This window comes from Mesorhizobium sp. M0815 (genome assembly GCF_040319995.1).
Taxonomy (GTDB): Bacteria; Pseudomonadota; Alphaproteobacteria; order Rhizobiales; family Rhizobiaceae; genus Mesorhizobium.
This window is the reverse complement of the sequence record NZ_JAMYOU010000034.1, coordinates 1-19,829: the sequence shown is the minus strand read 5'-3', so window position 1 is coordinate 19,829 and position 19,829 is coordinate 1. Positions and strand designations below refer to the sequence as shown.

The following is a 19,829-nucleotide window of genomic DNA, read 5'->3' as shown; positions in this document are numbered from 1 at the left end:
ATGTCTCCCAGGGAGAAAATCATGGAACACAGTGTCTATCTCGATGAAGCCCGCGACCCGCTGATCATCGCGGAGGGCTGGATGAAGGACGGCAAGGACGTCGCCATTGCCACCGTGGTCGAAACCTGGGGTTCGGCACCGCGGCCGGTCGGTAGCCATCTGGTCATCGACACCGAAGGCAATTTCCATGGCTCCGTTTCGGGCGGCTGCGTCGAAGGCGCAGTGGTGACCGAAGCAATCGACGTCATCGATAGCGGCAAGGCGAAGATGCTGGAGTTCGGGGTCGCCGATGAGACTGCGTGGCAGGTCGGCCTGTCCTGTGGCGGCCGCATCAAGGTCTATGTCGAAAGATTGGGCTGATTGTCGATGGATCCTTACGCGCTGAAGACACTCAACGCCGAACGTCGTGCCCGCCGCGCGGCGATTTTGGTAACCGATCTTGGTGACGGCCGGGACCGTATCGTGCGCGAGGGCGACCAGGTTGCCGGCGAACTCGGGGCAGCCATCGCCAAGGCATTCCGCACCGGCAATTCCGGGTCGGTCGAAGCTGAGGGACGGGCCTTCTTCCTCAACGCACATCTGCCGCAGCCACGCCTGGTGGTGATCGGCGCCGTCCACATCAGCCAGGCGCTTGCACCGATGGCCAGGATCGCCGGCTATCCCGTCGAGATCATCGATCCGCGCACGGCGTTTGCCACGTCCGACCGCTTTCCCGACATCGCGCTGCATGCCGAATGGCCGGAGGATGTCCTGAAGCGTCAGCCGCTCGACGGCTATACCGCGCTGGCTGCCCTCACTCATGATCCGAAGATCGACGATTTCGCGCTGAAGGCGGCGCTCGACGCCAACTGCTTCTATGTCGGGGCGCTTGGCAGTCGCAAGACCCATGCGAAACGCGTCGAACGCTTGCTGGCCTTGGGCGCGACCGCCGACCAGATCGCCCGCATTCATGCACCGATCGGCCTCGACATTGGGGCTGCCAGCCCGGCCGAGATCGCCGTCGCGGTGTTGGCGCAAGCGATCCACGCCTTTCGCTCTCGCGGCCTCGAATCCAAAGGCGCGGTCGCGTGAAATTTGGTCCCGTTCCGATCGATGCGGCCGAAGGGGCAGTGCTGGCGCACGCCACCACAGCCGGAGAGCGCCGCTTCCGCAAGGCGCACAGGCTAAGCGCCGAGGATGTGTCCCTGTTGAAGGCCTCCGGGATTTCCGAGGTCGTCGCGGCGGTGTTGGCGCCCGATGATCTCAGCGAGGATGCCGCGGCCGAAAAGCTCGCCGCATATATGATCCATCGCAACATCGAGGCGAAGCGCGCTGCGACCGGCAGGGTCAACCTCCACGCGCAGGCTGCCGGCATATTCACCGTCGACGCGGCGATGATCGACGCCATCAATGCCGTCGATCCGACGATTACCATCGCCACGCTGGCGCAGCATGCGCCGGTCGAAAAAGGTCAGATGGTTGCGACGGTGAAAATCATTCCGTTTGCGGTCGCCTTCGCTTTGGTCGATGCGGTGGCAAGGATCTGCGCCGAGGGCGAGATTTTTGCGGTCAACGCCTATCAGCCGGTGCGCGTCGGCGTCATCCAGACGGTGCTGCCCGGCATCAAGCCGAGCGTGCTCGACAAGACGCTGCGCGTCACCGAAGCGCGCCTGGCGCGTTCGGGCAGCCGGCTGACGACGGAGCGTCGAACCCCGCATGAGGTCAGCCCCGTCGCCGAGGCTGCCGCCTCGCTGATCCGCGACAACGATATGGTGGTGATCTTCGGCGCCTCGGCGATGGCCGATTTCGGCGACGTCGTGCCCGCCGCCATCGAAAGGGCAAGCGGCACCGTCATTCGCGCCGGCATGCCGGTCGATCCTGGCAATCTGCTGGTGCTCGGCAATCTAGGCGGCAAGCGCATCATCGGTGCGCCCGGTTGCGCCCGTAGCCCCAAGGAGAACAGCTTCGACTGGGTGCTCGACCGGCTGATTGCTGGTCTCGACGTGACCGCCAGGGATATTGCCGGCATGGGCGTTGGCGGGCTGCTGATGGAAATTCCGACGCGGCCGCAGCCGCGCGAGCCGCTGCCGGCCAAAGCAGAACCAAGGGTCGAGACGGTGCTTCTGGCGGCCGGCCGCTCCAGCCGCATGAGCGGGCCGAACAAGCTTTTGGCGCTGTTCGACGGCAAGCCCCTGGTCCGCCGCACCGCCGAACGCGCGGTCGGTTCGAAAGCCGCGGCCACCATCGTCGTCACCGGCCACGAGCGCGAGCGCGTGCGCAGCGCACTGTCGGGCATGGATGTGACCTTCGCCGACAATCCGGATTTCGCCGAGGGTCTGTCTTCGTCGCTGAAGGCAGGCATCGCCAAGGTTTCTGGCGACGCCGCCGGCGCCCTGATCGTCCTCGGCGATATGCCGGGCGTCGCCTCGGCCGACCTCGACAGGCTGATCGAGGCGTTCCGCAAGTCCGAAGGGCGATCGGTGGTGCGCGCCTCTCATAATGGCCGGCGCGGCAACCCGGTGCTGCTGCCGCGCTCGCTGTTCGCCGCCATCGCTCACCTCGAAGGCGATACCGGTGCCCGTCATCTGGTCGAGGCCGAAGGGCTCGACGTCATCGATGTCGAGATCGGCGAAGGGGCGGCCGTCGATGTCGACACGCGCGAGGCGCTGGAAAGCGCCGGCGGCGTGCTGCAGGATTGACAAACCGAAGCCGAAAAACGCATGGCTGCGGGATGGCCTTTCGTTCTTGCTTCCGGTTCCGCTTGCCCCCCTCTGGCCTCCCGGCCCTGCTGATCGCGATTTTTTTGTCGCTCTCTTGTGCCGCCTACGCCAACGCTCTCGAACTCAAACCCTTCAAGGATGATCTGTTCGCCTATCCGGCGACGCTCTCATCCGAAAACAACGGCGCCTATACGGTCATCGACTATCGTGAGTTGCGCGACATCAACGCCCGTGACGAAGTGCCTGAGCGTCGTGTGCACGCGCAATACACCGATACCGGCGTGCGCAAGGTGCAGCAGGATCTGTTGCTGAAGACCGACGCTGGAGATGTCCGCCACATTGCCGTCGGCAAAGTCGGGGGCGCCAGCATCATCGTGCTTTACCTGCACGGGCAGGGCGGCAGCCGTAAGCAGGGCACCGACGACATCACCTTTGGCGGCAATTTCAACCGCATCAAGAACCTGATGGCCGGCAATGGCGGCCTCTATCTGTCGCCGGATTTTTCCGACTTCGGCGACACCGGTGCCGCCCAGATCGCTGCGTTGATCGGCCACTATGCCGAGCAGTCGCCGGGCGCAAAAATCTTCGTCGCCTGTGGCTCGATGGGCGGTTCGTTATGCTGGAAGCTGGCCGATCGCAAGGACACCGGCGGGCGCATCGACGGGCTGCTGCTGCTCGGCTCGCTGTGGGATGAGAGTTTCTTCTCAAGCCCCGCATTCAAGCGTCGTGTGCCGGTCTTCTTCGGCCAGGGTAGCAAGGACCCGGTGTTTCCAATCGAGAAACAGGAAGGCTTCTTCCGATCGATCCTAGCCAAATCGAGAACCTATCCGACCCGCTTCGTCCGTTTTGAAACTGGCACGCATGGCACGCCAATCCGCATGACCGACTGGCGGGGTACACTCAACTGGATGTTATCGAAGGCCCCCTAGGGCGCGGTGTTGTAGTCGACGACCGTCTGCGGATTTTCCTCGCCGTCGTAAGACGCGTCGACGTCGTACTGGACCAGGGAAAAATCGCCGTTGCGAAACAGATATGTCCCCGATGAAGAGGCATCGCCGATGCCACGCCATTTGTTGAACGTAGCGATCGTCTTGGTCTCTTCGTCGTAATCGGAATTGGTTGCCCAGCCGGAGGTCTGGAAGCCAACTATGGTCATGCCCAGCAATTTGCCTTCGCTGTCGTTGTTTTCGTAGCGAATGTCCATTTCGGGTTCGGCGAACTGCAATTGCCTGACGCCGAGCACGTCGTCGCTCATGTAATAAATAGAGCTTTCGTTATAGGCCGCGGCCGAGCAGGAGAAGTGGAAAAGCCGCGTTTCCCTTTCGGGATCACTGGCAGCCGCATCCTTGTCCTTATAGTGGATCGAGAAAATGTCCGGCTCCTGCGCCAAAAGATCCTTGTCGCACTGGTCGCCATAAGTCGTGGCAAACGCTCTGTTGGCCTGCTCAAGCGCTGCGTCCTTCTTCGGCGGCGGCGGTCCTTCGCCGCAGCTTGCCGGCACGGCATCCTCGAAATCGGCCTTTGACGGTTTCAGCGCACCCTTGTCGATGAAGATCGAGCGAAATGGCGGTTCCTGGATCGAGGCGTTGATCTGGCGCAGCGTATAGCAGCCGGCAAAGACATTTTCGCTGCCGTCCTTGGCTGTCGCCCGGATGGCGACCGGAACGCTGTAGTAGATACTGCCGGCAGCACCGTCTTCGGACACACCACCGGTTTTTACGTCGACCGTGTCGGTGCCGTCATAGCCTTTGACGAAGGAGTTGAAATCCTTGGCCGGCTTGGTGTCGCCGAAATAGTCCCAGGCGCGCGCGAATTCGTGCCGGCTGATGGCACTATAAAGCGACCGGATGACCGCTTCGGCATTCGACCTGTCGTCGATATAAGGCGCGTCTGCGGCGAGCGCCGATTGGCCGGCAAGAGAGATAAAAGCGGCCGTTGCGAAAAGGGCGCGTCTCATCGGGAACCTCCACTCGATGAAAAATCCTATCATATCGATTGCGGCGACGTGGTGACGCTTGAACAATCGCGTGCGAAAGCGCTACCTCTCGCCGTCGGCAGTCGGGCCGCGTGGAGATTTCTTGTGACCATATCAATGTATGAAGCATCCGTGCCGGTATTTTCGGCGAGGCTGAAGGCACTGGCCAACGTCCTGAGCATTGCCGAGCAAAATGCGGCTGACCGGAAGATCGATCCGCAGGTGTATCTCACGGCGAGGCTGGCGCCGGACATGTTCGCCCTGACCAGGCAGGTACAGATTGCCACCGATCACGCCAAGGGCGCGCCGTCGCGGCTGGCCGGGCGTGAGGTGCCAAAATACGAGGACAATGAGGCGAGCTTCGCCGATCTGCAGGCCCGCCTTAGCAAGACATTGGCTCATCTCGCGACATTTTCGGCGGCCGAATTCGATGGTTCAGATGACAGGATGGTCGAACTGAGGCTTGCGGGACGCGAGGTTTCGATGCCAGGAATGCAGTATCTGTTGCATGCCGCCATGCCCAATTTCTATTTCCACCTGACCACTGCCTATGACATCCTGCGCCACAACGGCGTGCCATTGGGCAAGTCGATCTTCCTCGGATTGCGTTGAGATTCGCTCAGGAGATATCCCGGCCGCGCCGGGATATCTCGCGGTGCACTGTTTAGCGCAAGGACATTTCCCGGGCGATGCGTGGGAAATCGGCCGGCTTGACCCCGATATCGGCGCGATCGGCATTGCTCATCGAATGGAGTAGCGCCAGTGCCGCGCGATAGCGCAGCTGTTCCCGCGGACGCGGACGGGCGAACATTTCAGTGAAGAATCCCATGATTCAAGCCCCTCTATTGAAACCTCCGCGGCCTTCAATATAGGCGGATCATGACGATTGTGCAGTGCAGCATTCGCATGGCAGCCATGCTGCCCCGATCTTTTTTGACATAATTCGGCTGGTCCGGCGAAACTTCTGCGGCACTTCGACCGTATGCGTCAGTGCCGGCATTTGGCCGGTTTTTCCTCGCCATTCCTGGCGAACTTCCGGACTGCATGCACATGCAGTCCGGCTTTTTATTGGCCGTGGGGATAAACCCCGTTCGCCGGCATCCTGGGAAAGTCGCCTGGCCTGCCGGCGGCGGGCTTGGAAGCGGCCGGCGCTTTCCTGTATGCTATTGCTTCCTCCTCGCGCAGCCGCGCAAAATTCCCGCCGGAGAACCTCCATGCACAAACGCCGCCTCGGCCAGACCGATCTTTTCGTGTCGCAGATCTGCCTCGGCTCGATGACCTGGGGCCAGCAGAACACCGAGGCGGACGGTCACGCTCAGATGGATTTGGCGTTTGCGCGCGGCGTCAATTTCATCGACACCGCCGAACTCTATCCGATCCCGCCCAAGGCCGAGACGCAGGGCCGCACCGAGACAATCATCGGCAACTGGATGAAGGAGAAGCGCAATCGCGGCCAGGTGATCATCGCCTCGAAAGTGGTTGGCCGCACCGCCAACACCTGGTTTCGCGGCGACCGCCCGTCGAAGCTGGTGCGCGCCGACATCTTCGACGCTATTGATAAGTCACTCGCCAGGCTCAACACCGATTACATCGATCTCTACCAGATCCATTGGCCGGAACGCGACGTACCGTGGGGCGCCAATCCGAACCGCATCGGCGCCGTGCCGCGACGCTCCGATGCCGCCGGCGTGCCGGAGGGCGAGACGCCGATCGCCGAGACGCTTGGTGTGTTCGACGAGCTGGTGAAGGCCGGCAAGATCCGCCACTTCGGCCTGTCGAACGAGAATTCCTGGGGCGTCATGCGTTTCATTGCCGAAGCCGACAAGGGCCTCGGCCCGCGCGTCGTCTCGTTGCAGAACGCCTATAATTTCGTCAACCGCACCTTCGAGGTGAACCTTGCCGAAGTCTGCGAGCGCGAGCAGGTGTCGCTGCTTGCCTATTCGCCGCTGGCGCAAGGCTATTTGACCGGCAAATACGATCATGGCGCGCGGCCGCAGGGCTCGCGCTCGCAGTTGTTCAACCGCGGCCAGCGCTACGAGACGCCGAATGCTGCCGAAGTGCAGCTCGAATACAACCGGTTGGCGCGCACCTTCGGCATGGAGCCGGCCCTGTTTGCCAATGCCTATGTCTCGAACCGGCCCTTGGTCACCTCGAACATCATCGGTGCCACCACCATTTCGCAACTCGAAATGGCGCTCTCTTCCGCCAACGTGGTCTGGACCGAGGACATGCAGAAAGCCGTCGATGCGATCCACCAGCGCGTCGGCAATCCGTGCCCGTGAGGCGTCGAGACGTGATCGTCCGATGATCATAAGGGGAGGGGAACAGCCATGGACTTCCGGATCGACGCGGTGCGCGCAAAATTTCCGGCCTTGTCGCTGACCGACAAGGGCCGCAGGCGCATCTATCTCGACAATCCTGCCGGCACGCAGGTGCCGCAGGCGGTGGCGGACGCGGTGTCACGCTGTCTGCTGACCACCAATGCCAATCTCGGCGGCTTCTTCGAGACCACCATCGCGGCACAAGACATCGTCGACGAGGCCCATCTGGCGATGGCGGATTTCCTTGGCGCGGCAAGTCAGCAGGAAATTATCATCGGCGTCAACATGACGACGCTGACCTACCACATGTCGCGAACGCTTGGCCGTACGATGAAGCCCGGCGACGAGATCATCCTCACCCGCATGGACCATGAGGGCAACGTCTCGCCCTGGCTGCAACTGGCTGAAGACCTTGGCCTTGTCGTGCGCTGGCTGCCTTTCGACCAGCAGAGCTGGCAAATCGAGGAGGCGGCGCTTGCCGCGTTGCTTTCCGAGAGGACGCGGCTCGTTGCGCTCAACTACGCCAGCAATCTCACCGGGTCGATCAACCGGGTGAAGGCGTTGACCCGCACTGCCAGGCAGGCCGGTGCGTTGGTCTACGTCGATGCCGTGCAGTTCGCCCCGCATGGCCTGATCGACGTCCAAAATCTCGGCTGTGATTTCCTGATCTGCTCGGCCTACAAGTTCTTCGGCCCACATATGGGAATTTTGTGGGGCAGGCTGGACGTCGTCGATGCGCTGAAGCCGTACAAATGCCGTTGCTCGTCCAATGCCTTGCCGGAGCGCTTCGAGCTCGGCACGCCGCAAATTGAATTGATGGCCGGCCTGTCGGCGGCGGTCGATTATCTTGCCGAGCTGGGCGCGGCGGCCGGCGATCAAGCATCGCGCCGCCAGAAAATAACCAAGGCCTTCGAATTGTCGATCGCTTACGAGAACCCGCTGGCGCAACGGCTGATCGACGGTCTGTCGGATATTGCAGGCCTGACCATCCACGGCATCACCGATCCGAAGCGGATCAATGAGCGCGTGCCGACGGTGTCCTTCACCGTCCAAGGCATCGTGCCGGAGGCGATCGTGCGGCAGATGAATGCGGAAAACATCTTCCTATGGTCCGGCCACAACTACGCCTGGGAGATTGTGCACCAGCTCGGCATTCCGGCCGACCAGGGCGTCGTGCGCATAGGCATCGCTCATTACAACACTTCAGCCGAGATCGACGAGACGCTGGAGAGTGTGCACCGCGTTGTCGCCATGCTGAGGCAGGAACGATCCTGAGCGCGCCTCGCGGGCCGATCATCGCTTGTGGGCGCCGCCAAAACCGGTGAGGAAGGCGGTGAGATTGTCGCCGAGCTCGTCGCAGAGATAGCCGCCTTCCTGGACGATGACTGTCGATAGGCCGAGACCGGCGATGGCCTCGCCAATGCGCGAGAAACCGGGCGTGCTCACCGACAGCCCACCGAACGGATCGCCCTCGAAGGCGTCGAGGCCGAGCGCCACCACCAGCGCTTCTGGCGCAAAGGCGCGGATACGCTGGAAAGCCACGTCCAGTGCTTCGAGGAATGCGGCGTCGCCGGATTTGCGCGGCAGCGGCAGGTTGAGATTGTAGCCGAGGCCGGCGCCTTCGCCGCGCTCGTCGGCATGGCCCCAGAAAAACGGATAGAAGCGCACCGGGTCGGCATGCAGCGACACGGTGAGCACGTCCGGCCGGGCATAGAAGATGCCCTGCGTGCCATTGCCGTGATGCAGGTCGACGTCGAGGATCGCCACCCGCGCCGCTTGCTTGCGCAGAACCCGTGCGGCGACCGCCGAATTGTTGATGAAGCAGAAGCCGCCGGCGACCTCGGCAAAGGCGTGATGGCCGGGCGGACGGCAGAGCGCATAGGCTGAAGGCACGCCCGACATCACCGCCTCGGCTGCTTCAACCGCGCTCCAGGCGCTCCACAGTGCGCTCTGCCACGTCTCGCCCGAGATCGGGCAGGCGGTGTCGGCCATGTGGTAGCCGGCCTGGCCGACTGCCGAGGCAGGATAGGAGCCGTGCCGCGCGATCGGATGGATGTTGGGAATGACCTCGGCAGAGGCACCCTCGATGCGCTGCCAGCGCGCGAAGATATGCTGGAGGAAATCGAGATATTCGGGCGTATGCACCGCCGCAATCGGGCCGAGCCCGTGATCCCGCGGCCGTTCGATCGTGCAGCCGGCAGCCTTTGCGCCGGCTAGCAATCGCTCGACCCGTTCCGGCTTTTCCGGATTGGGCTGCGGCGCGCCGCTTGAGAGGAACGCCTTCGGGTCGTGGCGCTTCTGTTCTTCGGCATAGAAGGCTTTCATGTTGGCTCCTCCGGTGCATCGGCGAAGGCGAAAAAGGCGTCGCCGACGATCTTCTGCACCTGCTCGTAGCTCGACCAGGCAATGCCCAACCGTTCGTAAAAAGCCTTGGCGGTCTCGTTGTCGGTATCGACGGACAGCCTGAGATAGACGCCGCCTGCCTTCCGGCACTGCGCCGCCACCCGGCGCAGCAGGCGCTCGCCGATCCTGCGGCCGCGAAACCGGTCCTCGACGTAGAGGTCCTGCACATAGACGCCGGGTCGTCCCATCCATGTCGAGAAGATCGGAAAATGCAGGCAAAGCCCGGCAAATTCGCCGCCGACTTCGGCGATCAAGGTCGAGAAGGCAGGCTTTTCGCCAAAGCCATAGGTGCGGAGATCCGCAGCTGTCGAGGTGATCTCCTGATGTGCGTCGACATGCGCGCCGAGCCGTAGGAGTGCGGCGTGGATGGTTTCGACGTCCTCCACCCGGCCGGGGCGGATAAGCACGTTTGTGGATGGCGTACTCACGGCAGGCAGGGCGCCCAGGCACCCCCCTCTGTCCTGCCGGACATCTCCCCCTCAAGGGGGGAGATTGGATGTCGCGCCGGGTTTCGCGATTCACCAACGTTGCAGGGTGGGCAGCGAGATCGAAGCTGCCGATCTCTCCCCTTGAGGGGGAGATGGCCGGCAGGCCAGAGGGGGGTGTGCCGGAGCGCAACCATCAGAACGCCACACGGTCGCCGCCCTTGAGCGCCAGCATCTGCCGCGCCTCGGCCGGCGTCGCGACGTCCAGCGACAGCCCGTCGAGCACGCTGCGGATACGGCGGACCTGGTCGGCATTGGACTTGGCCAGTTGGCGCCCGTCGTAGAGGCTGTCCTCCAGCCCGACGCGGACATTGCCGCCCATCGCCGCCGCAATCGAGATCATCGGCATCTGATGGCGTCCGGCGGCCAGCACCGAAAACTGGTAGCTGTCGCCGAACAGTTTGTCGGCGATGCGCTTCATGTGGATCAGGTTTTCGGGATCGGCGCCGATGCCACCGAGGATGCCGAACACGAACTGGATGAACAGCGGTCCCGACACCAGCCCGCGGTCGCGGAAATGCGCCAGCGAGTAGAGGTGGCCGACATCGTAGCACTCGAATTCAAAGCGCGTGCCGCAACCACGCCCAAGCTTCTCAAGCACCGTCTCCATGTCGGCAAAGGTGTTCTTGAAGATCGTGTCGCGGGTCGCCTCGAGCAGCTTCGGCTCCCATTCGTGCTGCCACTCCCGCGGCCGCTCGAGCATGGGGAACAGCGCGAAATTCATCGAGCCCATGTTGAGCGAGCACATTTCCGGCTCCGCCCTGAGCGGGGCGGCCAACCGCTGGTCGAGCGTCATCAGCGAGGAGCCACCGGTGGTGATGTTGATCACTGCGTCGGTCGCCTGCTTGATGCGCGGCAGGAACTGCATGAACAGCTCGGGGTCGGCGGTCGGCCTTCCATCCTTGGGGTCGCGGGCGTGAAGATGCAGGATCGAGGCACCGGCTTCGGCGGCGGCGATCGCGTCGGCGGCGATCTGGTCCGGCGTCACCGGCAGATGCGGCGACATCGATGGTGTGTGCACCGACCCGGTGACGGCGCAGGTGATAATGATTTTTCGCGGCGCCATGGTTCGCCCCTCAGCCTTCGACCGGCAGGTCGAGTTCACCGGCCAGCACTTCGAGCGAGTCGCCGATGATGGCTACGATCTCGCCGATCTGCGCGGCGGTGACGATCATCGGCGGCGCGACCATGAAATTGTCGCCGTCGACGCCGCCCTTGACCTTGCGTCCGTAGATGATCAGTCCGCGCTCATAGGCGAGGTCGAGCAGCCGCTGGGTGGCCTTCTTTGCCGGCTCGATCGGCCTCAGCGTATCTGGGTCGGCGACCATTTCGGCACCTGTGAGCAGGCCCTTGCCGCGGACGTCGGCGATGAACGGAAACCGCTTCGCCAATCCCTTCAGCTCGTCCATCAAAAGCTTGCCCATATCGGCCGCATTGGCGATCAGGCCGAGACGGTCCATCTCGCCGAGCACGGCGAGCCCGGCGGCGCAGGCGAGCGGGTTGCCGGCATAGGTATGGCCATGCTGGAAGCCGCCCGATGCGAGCAATGGCTGCACCAGCCGCATCGGTGCCGCCAGCGCGCCGAGCGGCGCGTAGCCCGAGCCCAGCCCCTTCGACAGCGCAACGATGTCGGGCTTGCAGTTCCAGTGATCGCCGCCGAGGAATTTTCCGGTGCGACCGGCGCCGCTCATCACCTCGTCATGGATGAGCAGGATGCCGTAGCGATCGCAGATCTCGCGGATGCGCGGATAGTAGCTGTCCGGCGCCACCAGTGCTGCCGTGGCAGCGCCGCCGACCGGCTCCATGATGAAGGCGAGCACGCTGTCCGGCCCCTCGGCGAGAATCTTCTCCTCCAGCATGTCGGCATAGCGGATGCCGCGCTGTTCCATCGAAAGATTGTCGCGGTCGCGCCAGGCGATGGGCGCCGGCACGGTCGGCATCACTTGCATCATCGGCGCAAATGTTTCGGCCAGCGCATCGTCGCCGGTGACGGCGAGCGCACCCAGCGTGCCGCCATGATAGGACGGAAAACGCGTGATCACCTTCCAGCGGCTGGGCTGGCCGGTGGCGACCGCCCATTGCCGCGCCAGCTTGACGCAGGATTCCGTTGCCTCCGAGCCGCCGGAGACGAAAAAGATGCGGTCCAGGCCCTCGGGGAGTTTGGCCGCCAGTTGCCGCGCGAGCTCCTCGGCCGGTTCGTTCTCGAAATGCAGGCGGTAGGCGAAGGTGGCGCGGTCCATCTGCCGTTTCATCGCGTCGAGCACGTTGCGGTTGGAGTGGCCGATATTGGCGACCATCGGCCCGCTCGATCCGTCGATGAAGCGGCGGCCATCCTGCGTCCACATGTAGATGCCTTCGGCGCGGTCGATCAGCGGCCGACGCAGGCTGGACAGATAAAACAGATGCGAGGCTTCGCGGGCTTCCGGGACAGGGGGCTTCAGCATGTCATGGCTTTCCAAGATAGCGGTCGAGGACATTTCTGGTGACGCGCTCGACCATCGCGTCCTGCCTTAGCAGGCCGGCGACCCATTCGCAGCTTCCTGCGTGAAACACCTCGCCCTTGCCGCGCGGGAAATTGACGATCATGCCGTTGCCGCGTCTGACCTTGTCGAGATTGGCGTCGCTTGCCTCGCCGAACAGCGTTTCGGCGGTGAAGCGACCGTCCTCGTCGCCGAGGAACTGGTCCTCGAACGGAATGTCGGCGCTTTCCTCGACCTGGGCAGCCATGCCGACCGCGAGCACCTGCAGGCCGTCCGGTGCGCCGCTGTCGGGCGTGGGGTAGGGCAGGCCGCCGCGGATCTCGAAATCGAGCCCGTCGACCTCGTAGCCATAGACATGGCTGTCGGCGCCGAGCAGGTCGCCATAGTAGATGCCGGTGCCGGCAAACGCCCAATGCTCAGGCCGGTAGACCGGAAAGCCGCGTACGCCGCGCGGCGCGCAGCCGCCCCAGCCCGCATAGACGCCTCTTGTCGCGTTGAGGCCGAAGGTCGCCGCACCCGGCCGGCCGATTTCCGGCGCTTCCCAGGAATTGGTGGCGCGCCTTATATCGCCGCCGCGATAGGCCGGGTCCTCTGCGCGAGCGCGGTATTTGTAGCAGACCTGCCGGCGGCCTTCGTCCTCCAGCCTGGTCTGCCACATGAAATTGCCGGCGAAGCGCGCCGCATGGCCGCCGCGCTCGACATAGGTGTCGACCGCATCGCGCATCTCCCAGGTCCAGTATTCGTCGTGGCCGACGAAGACGACGCAGGCGTAGCCGTCGAGAATGTCGGGCGAAAAATGCAGATCGTGCTGGCTGGCAAGATCGACGGCGTAGCCGGCACGCTCGGCGAAGCGGAAGAAATGGCTGTCATAGCTTGCCCAGCCGGACGAGGCGTATTTCTTCGAATGGCCGGTGGCAAACGCCCATTCCATATGCGGATAGCGCGGCACGGTTTTCGGCGGCACGGCGACTTCGAGCGGCACGCGCGGCGCGTCCCTGGGCAGCACGACGAAGCCGCGGCACCAAGGCCGCTGCGTCGACACTATTCGTGCATACTGGTCGCGGCCTGGCCCGGTGATGCCTTCGTAATGGTTGGAACCGCCCCATGTGTTGTAGGCGAGCCAGGTGCCGGTGGCCGCGACCTGCAGCACGCGACCAAGCTTCTTGCCGGGCTGCGGCGCGACGATGAAAAGATGGTGGTAGCGGATCGGCTTGCCGTCGCGAGCGTCGGCTTCAAGCGTGACGCGATAGGCGCCGGACGGCCAGTCGTCGCCGATGCAAAATTCGAACGATGCTTCCCAGTCGCAGCCCTCGACCGAACACTGATCAGGCGTATCCTGCCAGCGCGCCGCGATCCCGGTCCTTTCGAATATCGTCGTTTCCGTACCGCCGTCGCGGACGATCGCGATGCCGAAACTGGCGGCCGTCGAGCTGACATGCAGCGCCACCATCTCGCCGGGGCGGTAGGAAAAACGGTCGCTGTAGCACCAGATTTCGCCGCGCCCGCCATCCATACCCGGCCATTCCCAGTAATGGCTGCGCACCGCCTGGCGTCGCTGCTCCGGCGTCAGTCCGAAATCGGGAAACTCGGTCGGCAGATGGTTCATGGACACCGCTAAGGTCGAAGGCCGCCATTTCGGCCATCCGCCGGCCAAGCGTCAATTGGAAACGATCGGGCCAGTCATCGCCGGGCTGCTCCCTTGGCCTTGCCGGACAAACAGACTATCTCACAAAACGCGGCCTTGTCCGCCACGGGAGCCGATATGCTGAGAGTGCAAAAGGTTAGGGTCAACGACATTTACGTGCCGACCGCGCGCAAGAAGACGCTGCATCCCGAGACCGTCCGCCATCTTGCCGAGGACATTCTGGAAAACGGCATGAAGACGCCGATCCAGGTGCGCCATGACGGCAAGCGCCATATCCTGGTCGAAGGCCTGCATCGGCTCGAAGCGGCCAAGTGGCTCGGCGAGACTGAGATCGACGCCTATCTGGTGCAAGCCAAGCGCCACTGAAGCCACTCGGTTCCGTCGTTCGAATCTCCGGTTCCGCGGATTTTTTCTCGTGGACCGTGTCGGCTTGCGTCTTGTCGGTTCGTCCTAGACACGAAAGCCAAACCCGACATGTGAGGAAACACCATGACCACCAAGCTCGACATCGCCCCCAACTCCGACCGCGAGCTGGTTCTCGCCCGCATCATCGATGCACCGCGCGAGAACGTCTATCGCTGCTGGACCGAGCCGAAGCTGTTGACGCAATGGTTTGCGCCGAAGCCGTGGACGACGCCGCGCGCTGAGATGGACGTTCGCGCCGGCGGCACCAGCCTGGTCGTCATGGCCGGTCCCGACGGCAACGAGTTTGCGAACCCCGGCGTCTTCCTCGAAGTCGTGCCGGGCAGGAAGCTCGTCTTCACCGATGCCTATACCAAGGCGTGGGAGCCTTCCGCCAAACCGTTCATGACCGGCATTGTGACACTCGAGGACGAGGGCCCGGGCAAGACCCGCTACGTCGCCCGGGTTGCGCATTGGTCGGTCGCCGACCGCGAACAGCACGAGAAAATGGGTTTTCACGAGGGCTGGGGCCAGTGCGCCGAACAGCTCGAGGAAGTCGCAAAGCGACTTTGATGCAAACGGGAGAGGGAGACTGACATGTCCAGATCGATATTTTTCGCCATTTTCGCTTCGGCCGCCGCGCTGTTTGCGGCGCCGGGCACCATCAACGCTGAGGAGGCCAAGCCCGCCATGACGACCGCAACCGCAACATTGCCGAAGCCGGAAAAATCCGGCCTGCTGCCGATCAACGGTTTGAACTATTATTACGCCGTCTATGGTAAGGGAGAGCCGCTGCTTCTGCTGCATGGCGGGCTCGGCACGACGGATATGTTCGCGCCGATCCTGCCGAAGCTTACCGAAAACCGCACCGTCATCGGCGTCGACCTGCAGGGCCATGGCCGCACCGCACTCGGCGACCGGCCGCTCAGCCTGGAGGCGATGGGCGACGACATGGCGGCGATCGTCAAGGCGCTCGGCTACGACAAGGTCGACGTCATGGGTTATTCGCTGGGTGGCGGCGTCGCCTTCCGCATGGCCGTGCAGCATCCCGAGGCGGTGCGCCGGCTGGTGCTGGTCTCGACCCCCTACGCCGCGGACGGCTTCTATGCCGAGATGCGTGGCCAGCAGGCACAGGTCGGCGCGGCGATGGCTGACATGATGAAGGACACGCCGATGTACAAATCCTACGTCGCCGTTGCGCCGCATCCGGAGGATTTTCCGAAACTCCTCGATCAACTTGGCGCCTATATGCGCAAGGACTACGATTATTCCGCCGACGTGCCGAAGCTGAAAATGCCGGTGATGCTGGTGTTTGGCGACAGCGACATGTACCGGCCCGAGCACGAGATCAAATTCTACCAGATGCTCGGCGGCGGATTGAAGGACGCCGGCTGGATGCGCGAGAACCTGTCGCAGAACCGCCTGGCGATCGTGCCGAACCGCACCCACTACGATGTGTTCTTCGCGCCGGAACTGACACCTGCCGCGCTGCCGTTCCTTAATGGCGAGACCAAGGTCAAGACCTGGGACGAAGTCGTCAACGAAACGAACTGACACGCAGTCAATTGTCTGCCGGCCGTCTCCCGCGAGACGGCCGGCATTTCGTCGATGAGGCCTTGGCGCGGCGCATCGAGCCAATCGTGTATCGGCCGCATCACAGCTATAGATGGCGCCATCAAAGCTTTTCAATTGACGCTGCCACGCCTATCGATAGGTATCGCCTATCCTTACAGGGAAGGGACGCGGGCGATGGCTGGATATCAGGGTGGATGTTTGTGCGGCGCGGTGCGCTACCGCGCCGAGGCGGCACCGATCAATGAGCGGATCTGCCATTGCCGGTTGTGCCAGAAGGCGCTGGGTGCCGCCTTTAACGCGCGCATGCTGTTCCGTATCGACGATGTGACGGTCGACGGTCCGCTGGCGATGGTGAATTCCTCGCCCGATCTCAAGCGCGGCTTTTGCCCGCGCTGCGGCACGACGATGTTTTCCCGGCGCGATTCCGCCGGCATCATCGGCGTCACCACCGGCTCGCTCGATGACCCCTCAGTGTTCAGGCCCGAGATGCATATCTGGACCGCCTCGAAGCAGCCCTGGGTGCAGATCGACGACGGCCTGCCGCAATATGAAGGCGCGCCACCTCCGGTTTGAGGTGAAATCTGGACAAAATTTAATCCAAAGCGACACGAGATAGCCGGCAAAGCGTCATTGGCGGGCCATCATTGCTGCCTATCTATTGCGTGCGGGCGGCAGTCGAGGAGGCGACGGAATGAACGACAGCATCAACACCCTGGACGAACTCTTGAGCGATCCGATGATCAAGCTGGTGATGGAGCGCGACCGCGTGCAACCGGCGCAACTTCGCACGCTGCTCGAAGAAAAGGTCCGGCGGGCGGACGATGATGTGGCGGTCAACGATCGTTTTGTACCGCCGGCCCACCTGATGGCCACGACCTGCCACAAGCTGTGGCTGTGCGGCTAGGGTCTTGAAGCGGTTAGCCGGAATTTGCCGGCAAATAGCTGTAATGGCTGCGGAAATAAGCGAGTTTGAAGCCGAGACGTGCATAGTTGCGATAGGCCGGCCCGTCGCGTTCGGCTTGCGGCGCCTCGATATCGGCCACGAACAGTTTTGCACCGGCCGCAAGTCCGTCGCGCACCATCGCTTCGCCGAGCATTGCATCGAGATCGAAGCTCGGCGCCATGATGCCGGGCACCGGCGCGTCGATGCCGCTCCAGGCCATGCCGTCGGCGCCGATGAACATCGAGCGCACCGCCGCCACCGCGCCGTCCCGCCGCAGCATGTAATGGCGCCAGCCGCGCCGGCCGGCCAGCGCCAGTAACCACGGTGAGGTCGGCAACCGGTATTGGCTGTCGATGAACCCAGCCCATTCCCTTGCCGTTGCCGGCGTCACCCGCTCGACCGAGACATCCTCCGTCGGGAAAAGCGGCTCCGCTGGCAACGGCGTGGCGTCGCGAAAAGATGCGTTCCCAGCCTCCCTGACGCTGCAGGCCGCGCGCCTCGAGCCAGCAGCTGAGCGTCGCGGGCTCGGTGTGTGGGTTGGTGTAGAACCAGGGCCGCAGAATGCCGGCGTCGCGATAATGCCTCAGAAGCGTATCGAGCCGGCTCTCGGTGGCCGCGCTATCGACACCAAGGTTCTTGACGCAGTTGAAATGGATGAACGGGATCGTCGTGCAGGTGGTCCAGACGAGATCGCCATCTTCGGCGATGGCTAGGCCTTGCCTTGCGGCAAAGTCTGCCGGGGCGGCGCGATAGAGATCGAGCCAGGCATCGACCTCAGCGCGTTCGATGACGCGGCTGAGATCGCCGGATATCTCGTCGATCCCGATGGCGGGCGAGCGTGGCTCCGGCGTGACCGCCGGCTGCAATTCTGACAGGGCGGCGGGCTGCATAACTTCCTCCCAAGTAGTGCCTTACACCGTAAGATTAGTAGAGACTAATCTCATGCCATGAGTTGTCAAGCGGAGGCAGCGACATGGCCAAACGTTGGAGGGATAGCGCGCCTCCGTCCCGCCGACGTCTCGACGAGAGCCCTAACAATTCGATTCAAACTTTGTTGGTAGTTTCTTGTTAGGAATCCAGCTTGGTTTGTCCGGCGGCGTTGTCCTGCCTTCGGTCTGTTGTGTTTTGCGTACAGGTCCAGATGCGGTTATCAGGCGTCGTCATCTTCTCGATCGCAGCGCTGTGCCTTGCCGGCTGCACGTCGACCTCCAGCGTCGATGCGCTGCAAGTGCCGTCCAGCGAGACCACCAGCTCGGTTGTGCGGCCACCCGCGCCGGTGGCATCCGTGGCGACAACTGATGCTGCGCCCGCCTTTGCCGAACAGGAGCAGGACGAGCAGCCGGTCGCGATGGACGTACCCGATCAGGACGTCGAACCGCCGGCCGAGGTGATCGCGCTGATGTCGCCCCCGAAACGGCTGACACGCGCGGCACCGGCGATGCTTGCCGAGCCGGTCACGCGCTATGGTTTTCGCGACGCCAAGCCGATCAATTTCGGCAAGTCCTCCTCGCCAAGGCGCCTCGCCGTCCATGGCGTCGACGTTTCGCGCTGGCAGGGCAATGTGAACTGGCAAAAGCTGCGCGCCCAGGGCGCCAACTTCGCCTACATCAAGGCGACCGACGGTGGCGATCATATCGACCCGATGTTTACCAGGAACTGGCGCAATGCCGACGCCGCCGGTCTGAAGCGCGGCGCCTATCACTTCTTCTACTGGTGCCGCACCGCCGGCGAGCAGGCCGACTGGTTCATCCGCAACGTGCCGAGGGCCGAGGGCACGCTGCCGCCGGTGATCGATGTCGAGTGGAACGGCGAATCCAGCTGCAAGCGCCGCCCGTCGCGGCAAAAGGTGCTGGAGAAGATGCAGGTGTTCATGGACAAGCTCGAGCGCTACTACGGCCAGCGCCCGATCATCTACACCGCGCCCGACTTCTACCGTGACAATCTCAGGGGCGCCTTCCCCGACTATCCGTTCTGGCTGCGCGCCGTGGCCGCGCACCCGTCAAAGGTCTATCCTGGGCGCAAATGGCTGTTCTGGCAATATTCCGGCTCCGGCCTGTCGCACGGGGTAAGTGGCCGCATCGACCTCAACGTGTTCCACGGCGATGAGAAGGCCTGGCGCGACTGGACTGGCGGACGGCAGATGGTGGCGGAGGCGGAGTAGCACCGTCTGTCGGGTGCTTGGCTTCCACCGTCGGTATCCCGCCGCGGTCACGGCATGGATCCTAGGATCTCCGCAACGTCGCTTCGCTCCTGCTCCGCCCTAGGATGACGAAGGGAGGGATGTTCCCGCCAATTACCGGCTTTGGCGATTGGCCTCCAGGCCCCGTGTCTTCGTCATCCTAGGGCGGAGCGAACGCGAAGCGGAGCGCAGACCCTAGGATCCATGCCGTGCCGTCGAAGCGAAACGCGCGGTGGTAGCTATCAGCCTTGGCTCGGCTGACGGCTCTACGCCTCTACATAGTCCGCCAGGCTGACCCCTTTGGGCACATCCAGCCCATCGGCCCGCAGGCCTTCGATATGAAAGCGTATTGCGTCACGAATTTCGGCTTCAACCTCAGGCACCGTCGCACCGGTGGCGATGCAGCCGGGCAGATCCGGAACATAAGCGGAAAAATTGTTTTCAGGCTTTTTCAATCACCACCGCGTAACGCATGTCATCGTTCCTTCAGACCGAACTGCTTGAGGATGCTGTTCAGGGTTCCTGGCGCGACCTCTTCAGACGGCTTGCCGGCCACGGTAACGCGGCCGGCTTTGTATTGGCGATGGCTGCCCTTGGTTGCAATTGATGGCGCACCAGAGGTTAAGAGTGAATCTCACCACTCTCATGATTGCTGACAATGGCCTTTGACATAAGCTGCAGCCCGCCGATCCGATCGGCGGTCGAGGCACTTGTACGGCGGA

23 protein-coding genes and 1 pseudogene are annotated in these 19,829 nt (G+C 63.2%); 14 read left to right on the top strand and 10 right to left on the bottom strand.

What is annotated here, in order from left to right:
- Nucleotides 1–21 precede the first annotated feature (21 nt).
- From NKI01_RS26610 to NKI01_RS26595, 4 genes are read left to right on the top strand one after another with little or no spacing between them, the layout of a single operon-like run.
- The gene (locus NKI01_RS26610) at nucleotides 22–360 is read left to right on the top strand and encodes an XdhC family protein (RefSeq protein ID WP_023717405.1); all 339 of its coding nucleotides are present in this window, start codon (nucleotides 22–24) and stop codon (nucleotides 358–360) included.
- Between the two features lie 6 nt (nucleotides 361–366).
- Nucleotides 367–1,071 (top strand): XdhC family protein, encoded by a 705-nt coding sequence (locus tag NKI01_RS26605; RefSeq protein WP_352481162.1) that lies wholly within the window; start codon nucleotides 367–369, stop codon nucleotides 1,069–1,071.
- Nucleotides 1,068–2,678, top strand: coding sequence for an NTP transferase domain-containing protein (locus tag NKI01_RS26600; RefSeq protein WP_352965221.1), 1,611 nt, complete (start codon nucleotides 1,068–1,070; stop codon nucleotides 2,676–2,678). The genes NKI01_RS26605 and NKI01_RS26600 overlap by 4 nt, the downstream gene beginning before the upstream one ends.
- Nucleotides 2,679–2,710: 32 nt before the next feature.
- Nucleotides 2,711–3,628 carry an alpha/beta hydrolase gene (locus NKI01_RS26595; protein WP_084642439.1) on the top strand — a complete coding sequence of 306 codons (918 nt, stop codon included), beginning with the start codon at nucleotides 2,711–2,713 and terminating at the stop codon, nucleotides 3,626–3,628.
- On the opposite strand, the gene NKI01_RS26590 is transcribed toward NKI01_RS26595, so the two are convergent.
- Nucleotides 3,625–4,656 (bottom strand): DUF1176 domain-containing protein, encoded by a 1,032-nt coding sequence (locus NKI01_RS26590; RefSeq protein ID WP_023717409.1) that lies wholly within the window; start codon nucleotides 4,654–4,656, stop codon nucleotides 3,625–3,627. The two genes, NKI01_RS26595 and NKI01_RS26590, sit on opposite strands and share 4 nt — an antisense overlap.
- A 123-nt stretch (nucleotides 4,657–4,779) precedes the next feature.
- On the opposite strand from NKI01_RS26590, the gene NKI01_RS26585 reads away from it, so the two are divergent.
- Nucleotides 4,780–5,286 (top strand): DUF1993 domain-containing protein, encoded by a 507-nt coding sequence (locus tag NKI01_RS26585; protein WP_023717410.1) that lies wholly within the window; start codon nucleotides 4,780–4,782, stop codon nucleotides 5,284–5,286.
- 52 nt (nucleotides 5,287–5,338) lie between these two features.
- Here NKI01_RS26585 and NKI01_RS26580 read toward each other — a convergent pair whose 3' ends face one another.
- A complete protein-coding gene (locus tag NKI01_RS26580) occupies nucleotides 5,339–5,503 on the bottom strand; it encodes a hypothetical protein (RefSeq protein WP_023674744.1) in 165 nt (54 codons plus the stop codon).
- Between the two features lie 385 nt (nucleotides 5,504–5,888).
- Between NKI01_RS26580 and NKI01_RS26575 the strand changes: the two genes are divergently transcribed.
- Entirely contained in the window at nucleotides 5,889–6,956 is a 1,068-nt protein-coding gene (locus NKI01_RS26575) for an aldo/keto reductase (protein WP_023717412.1), read from the top strand.
- A gap of 48 nt (nucleotides 6,957–7,004) precedes the next feature.
- Entirely contained in the window at nucleotides 7,005–8,270 is a 1,266-nt protein-coding gene (locus NKI01_RS26570; protein ID WP_352965220.1) for a cysteine desulfurase-like protein, read from the top strand.
- Nucleotides 8,271–8,288: 18 nt separating this feature from the next.
- Here the strand turns inward: NKI01_RS26570 and NKI01_RS26565 are convergent, their stop codons facing one another.
- The 5 genes from NKI01_RS26565 to NKI01_RS26545 form a co-directional block, all read right to left on the bottom strand.
- Nucleotides 8,289–9,320, bottom strand: a complete 1,032-nt coding sequence (locus tag NKI01_RS26565; protein ID WP_023717413.1) for a histone deacetylase family protein — start codon at nucleotides 9,318–9,320, stop codon at nucleotides 8,289–8,291.
- Nucleotides 9,317–9,826 (bottom strand): GNAT family N-acetyltransferase, encoded by a 510-nt coding sequence (locus tag NKI01_RS26560; protein WP_352965219.1) that lies wholly within the window; start codon nucleotides 9,824–9,826, stop codon nucleotides 9,317–9,319. The genes NKI01_RS26565 and NKI01_RS26560 overlap by 4 nt, the downstream gene beginning before the upstream one ends.
- Before the next feature lie 193 nt (nucleotides 9,827–10,019).
- Nucleotides 10,020–10,949: a 3,5-dioxohexanoate:acetyl-CoA acetone transferase gene (gene kce, locus NKI01_RS26555; protein WP_352515788.1), complete on the bottom strand. Its 930-nt coding sequence runs from the start codon at nucleotides 10,947–10,949 to the stop codon at nucleotides 10,020–10,022.
- A 10-nt stretch (nucleotides 10,950–10,959) separates the two neighbouring features.
- Nucleotides 10,960–12,327: an aminotransferase family protein gene (locus NKI01_RS26550; RefSeq protein WP_023717416.1), complete on the bottom strand. Its 1,368-nt coding sequence runs from the start codon at nucleotides 12,325–12,327 to the stop codon at nucleotides 10,960–10,962.
- A gap of 1 nt (nucleotide 12,328) precedes the next feature.
- Nucleotides 12,329–13,969 carry a N,N-dimethylformamidase beta subunit family domain-containing protein gene (locus NKI01_RS26545; RefSeq protein ID WP_352965218.1) on the bottom strand — a complete coding sequence of 547 codons (1,641 nt, stop codon included), beginning with the start codon at nucleotides 13,967–13,969 and terminating at the stop codon, nucleotides 12,329–12,331.
- A gap of 156 nt (nucleotides 13,970–14,125) precedes the next feature.
- On the opposite strand from NKI01_RS26545, the gene NKI01_RS26540 reads away from it, so the two are divergent.
- The 5 genes from NKI01_RS26540 (at nucleotide 14,126) to NKI01_RS26520 (ending at nucleotide 16,889) form a co-directional block, all read left to right on the top strand.
- Nucleotides 14,126–14,374 (top strand): ParB N-terminal domain-containing protein, encoded by a 249-nt coding sequence (locus NKI01_RS26540; protein ID WP_352481155.1) that lies wholly within the window; start codon nucleotides 14,126–14,128, stop codon nucleotides 14,372–14,374.
- A gap of 123 nt (nucleotides 14,375–14,497) precedes the next feature.
- Entirely contained in the window at nucleotides 14,498–14,983 is a 486-nt protein-coding gene (locus tag NKI01_RS26535) for an SRPBCC family protein (protein WP_352965217.1), read from the top strand.
- 24 nt (nucleotides 14,984–15,007) lie between these two features.
- Nucleotides 15,008–15,964 (top strand): alpha/beta fold hydrolase, encoded by a 957-nt coding sequence (locus NKI01_RS26530; RefSeq protein WP_352481153.1) that lies wholly within the window; start codon nucleotides 15,008–15,010, stop codon nucleotides 15,962–15,964.
- A gap of 195 nt (nucleotides 15,965–16,159) precedes the next feature.
- Entirely contained in the window at nucleotides 16,160–16,558 is a 399-nt protein-coding gene (locus NKI01_RS26525; protein WP_352481152.1) for a GFA family protein, read from the top strand.
- A gap of 118 nt (nucleotides 16,559–16,676) precedes the next feature.
- Nucleotides 16,677–16,889, top strand: a complete 213-nt coding sequence (locus NKI01_RS26520) for a hypothetical protein (protein ID WP_352495816.1) — start codon at nucleotides 16,677–16,679, stop codon at nucleotides 16,887–16,889.
- Nucleotides 16,890–16,902: 13 nt separating this feature from the next.
- Here the strand turns inward: NKI01_RS26520 and NKI01_RS26515 are convergent, their stop codons facing one another.
- Nucleotides 16,903–17,367: a hypothetical protein gene (locus NKI01_RS26515; protein ID WP_352965216.1), complete on the bottom strand. Its 465-nt coding sequence runs from the start codon at nucleotides 17,365–17,367 to the stop codon at nucleotides 16,903–16,905.
- Between the two features lie 139 nt (nucleotides 17,368–17,506).
- Between NKI01_RS26515 and NKI01_RS26510 the strand changes: the two genes are divergently transcribed.
- Together NKI01_RS26510 and NKI01_RS26505 are read left to right on the top strand one after the other, a co-directional pair.
- Nucleotides 17,507–17,641, top strand: a complete 135-nt coding sequence (locus tag NKI01_RS26510) for a hypothetical protein (RefSeq protein WP_352965215.1) — start codon at nucleotides 17,507–17,509, stop codon at nucleotides 17,639–17,641.
- A gap of 428 nt (nucleotides 17,642–18,069) precedes the next feature.
- On the top strand, nucleotides 18,070–19,089 hold the full coding sequence (locus NKI01_RS26505; protein ID WP_352965214.1) for a glycoside hydrolase family 25 protein: 1,020 nt from the start codon (nucleotides 18,070–18,072) through the stop codon (nucleotides 19,087–19,089).
- A gap of 284 nt (nucleotides 19,090–19,373) precedes the next feature.
- Here the strand turns inward: NKI01_RS26505 and NKI01_RS26500 are convergent.
- A pseudogene (locus NKI01_RS26500) lies at nucleotides 19,374–19,581 on the bottom strand (type II toxin-antitoxin system HicB family antitoxin).
- A 1-nt stretch (nucleotide 19,582) separates the two neighbouring features.
- Nucleotides 19,583–19,711, bottom strand: coding sequence for a type II toxin-antitoxin system HicA family toxin (locus NKI01_RS26495; RefSeq protein ID WP_352965234.1), 129 nt, complete (start codon nucleotides 19,709–19,711; stop codon nucleotides 19,583–19,585).
- Between the last annotated feature and the right edge of the window lie 118 nt (nucleotides 19,712–19,829).

Bases quoted from the DNA above. Each gene is read 5' to 3' on its own strand.
- NKI01_RS26610 (WP_023717405.1), top strand. From the start codon at position 22: ATGGAACACAGTGTCTATCTCGATGAAGCCCGCGACCCGCTGATCATC.
- NKI01_RS26605 (WP_352481162.1), top strand. From the start codon at position 367: ATGGATCCTTACGCGCTGAAGACACTCAACGCCGAACGTCGTGCCCGC.
- NKI01_RS26595 (WP_084642439.1), top strand. From the start codon at position 2,711: ATGGCCTTTCGTTCTTGCTTCCGGTTCCGCTTGCCCCCCTCTGGCCTC.
- NKI01_RS26590 (WP_023717409.1), bottom strand. From the start codon at position 4,656: ATGAGACGCGCCCTTTTCGCAACGGCCGCTTTTATCTCTCTTGCCGGC.
- NKI01_RS26580 (WP_023674744.1), bottom strand. From the start codon at position 5,503: ATGGGATTCTTCACTGAAATGTTCGCCCGTCCGCGTCCGCGGGAACAG.
- NKI01_RS26575 (WP_023717412.1), top strand. From the start codon at position 5,889: ATGCACAAACGCCGCCTCGGCCAGACCGATCTTTTCGTGTCGCAGATC.
- NKI01_RS26570 (WP_352965220.1), top strand. From the start codon at position 7,005: ATGGACTTCCGGATCGACGCGGTGCGCGCAAAATTTCCGGCCTTGTCG.
- NKI01_RS26565 (WP_023717413.1), bottom strand. From the start codon at position 9,320: ATGAAAGCCTTCTATGCCGAAGAACAGAAGCGCCACGACCCGAAGGCG.
- kce (WP_352515788.1), bottom strand. From the start codon at position 10,949: ATGGCGCCGCGAAAAATCATTATCACCTGCGCCGTCACCGGGTCGGTG.
- NKI01_RS26550 (WP_023717416.1), bottom strand. From the start codon at position 12,327: ATGCTGAAGCCCCCTGTCCCGGAAGCCCGCGAAGCCTCGCATCTGTTT.
- NKI01_RS26545 (WP_352965218.1), bottom strand. From the start codon at position 13,969: ATGAACCATCTGCCGACCGAGTTTCCCGATTTCGGACTGACGCCGGAG.
- NKI01_RS26540 (WP_352481155.1), top strand. From the start codon at position 14,126: ATGCTGAGAGTGCAAAAGGTTAGGGTCAACGACATTTACGTGCCGACC.
- NKI01_RS26535 (WP_352965217.1), top strand. From the start codon at position 14,498: ATGACCACCAAGCTCGACATCGCCCCCAACTCCGACCGCGAGCTGGTT.
- NKI01_RS26530 (WP_352481153.1), top strand. From the start codon at position 15,008: ATGTCCAGATCGATATTTTTCGCCATTTTCGCTTCGGCCGCCGCGCTG.
- NKI01_RS26525 (WP_352481152.1), top strand. From the start codon at position 16,160: ATGGCTGGATATCAGGGTGGATGTTTGTGCGGCGCGGTGCGCTACCGC.
- NKI01_RS26520 (WP_352495816.1), top strand. From the start codon at position 16,677: ATGAACGACAGCATCAACACCCTGGACGAACTCTTGAGCGATCCGATG.
- NKI01_RS26510 (WP_352965215.1), top strand. From the start codon at position 17,507: ATGCCTCAGAAGCGTATCGAGCCGGCTCTCGGTGGCCGCGCTATCGAC.
- NKI01_RS26505 (WP_352965214.1), top strand. From the start codon at position 18,070: ATGCGGTTATCAGGCGTCGTCATCTTCTCGATCGCAGCGCTGTGCCTT.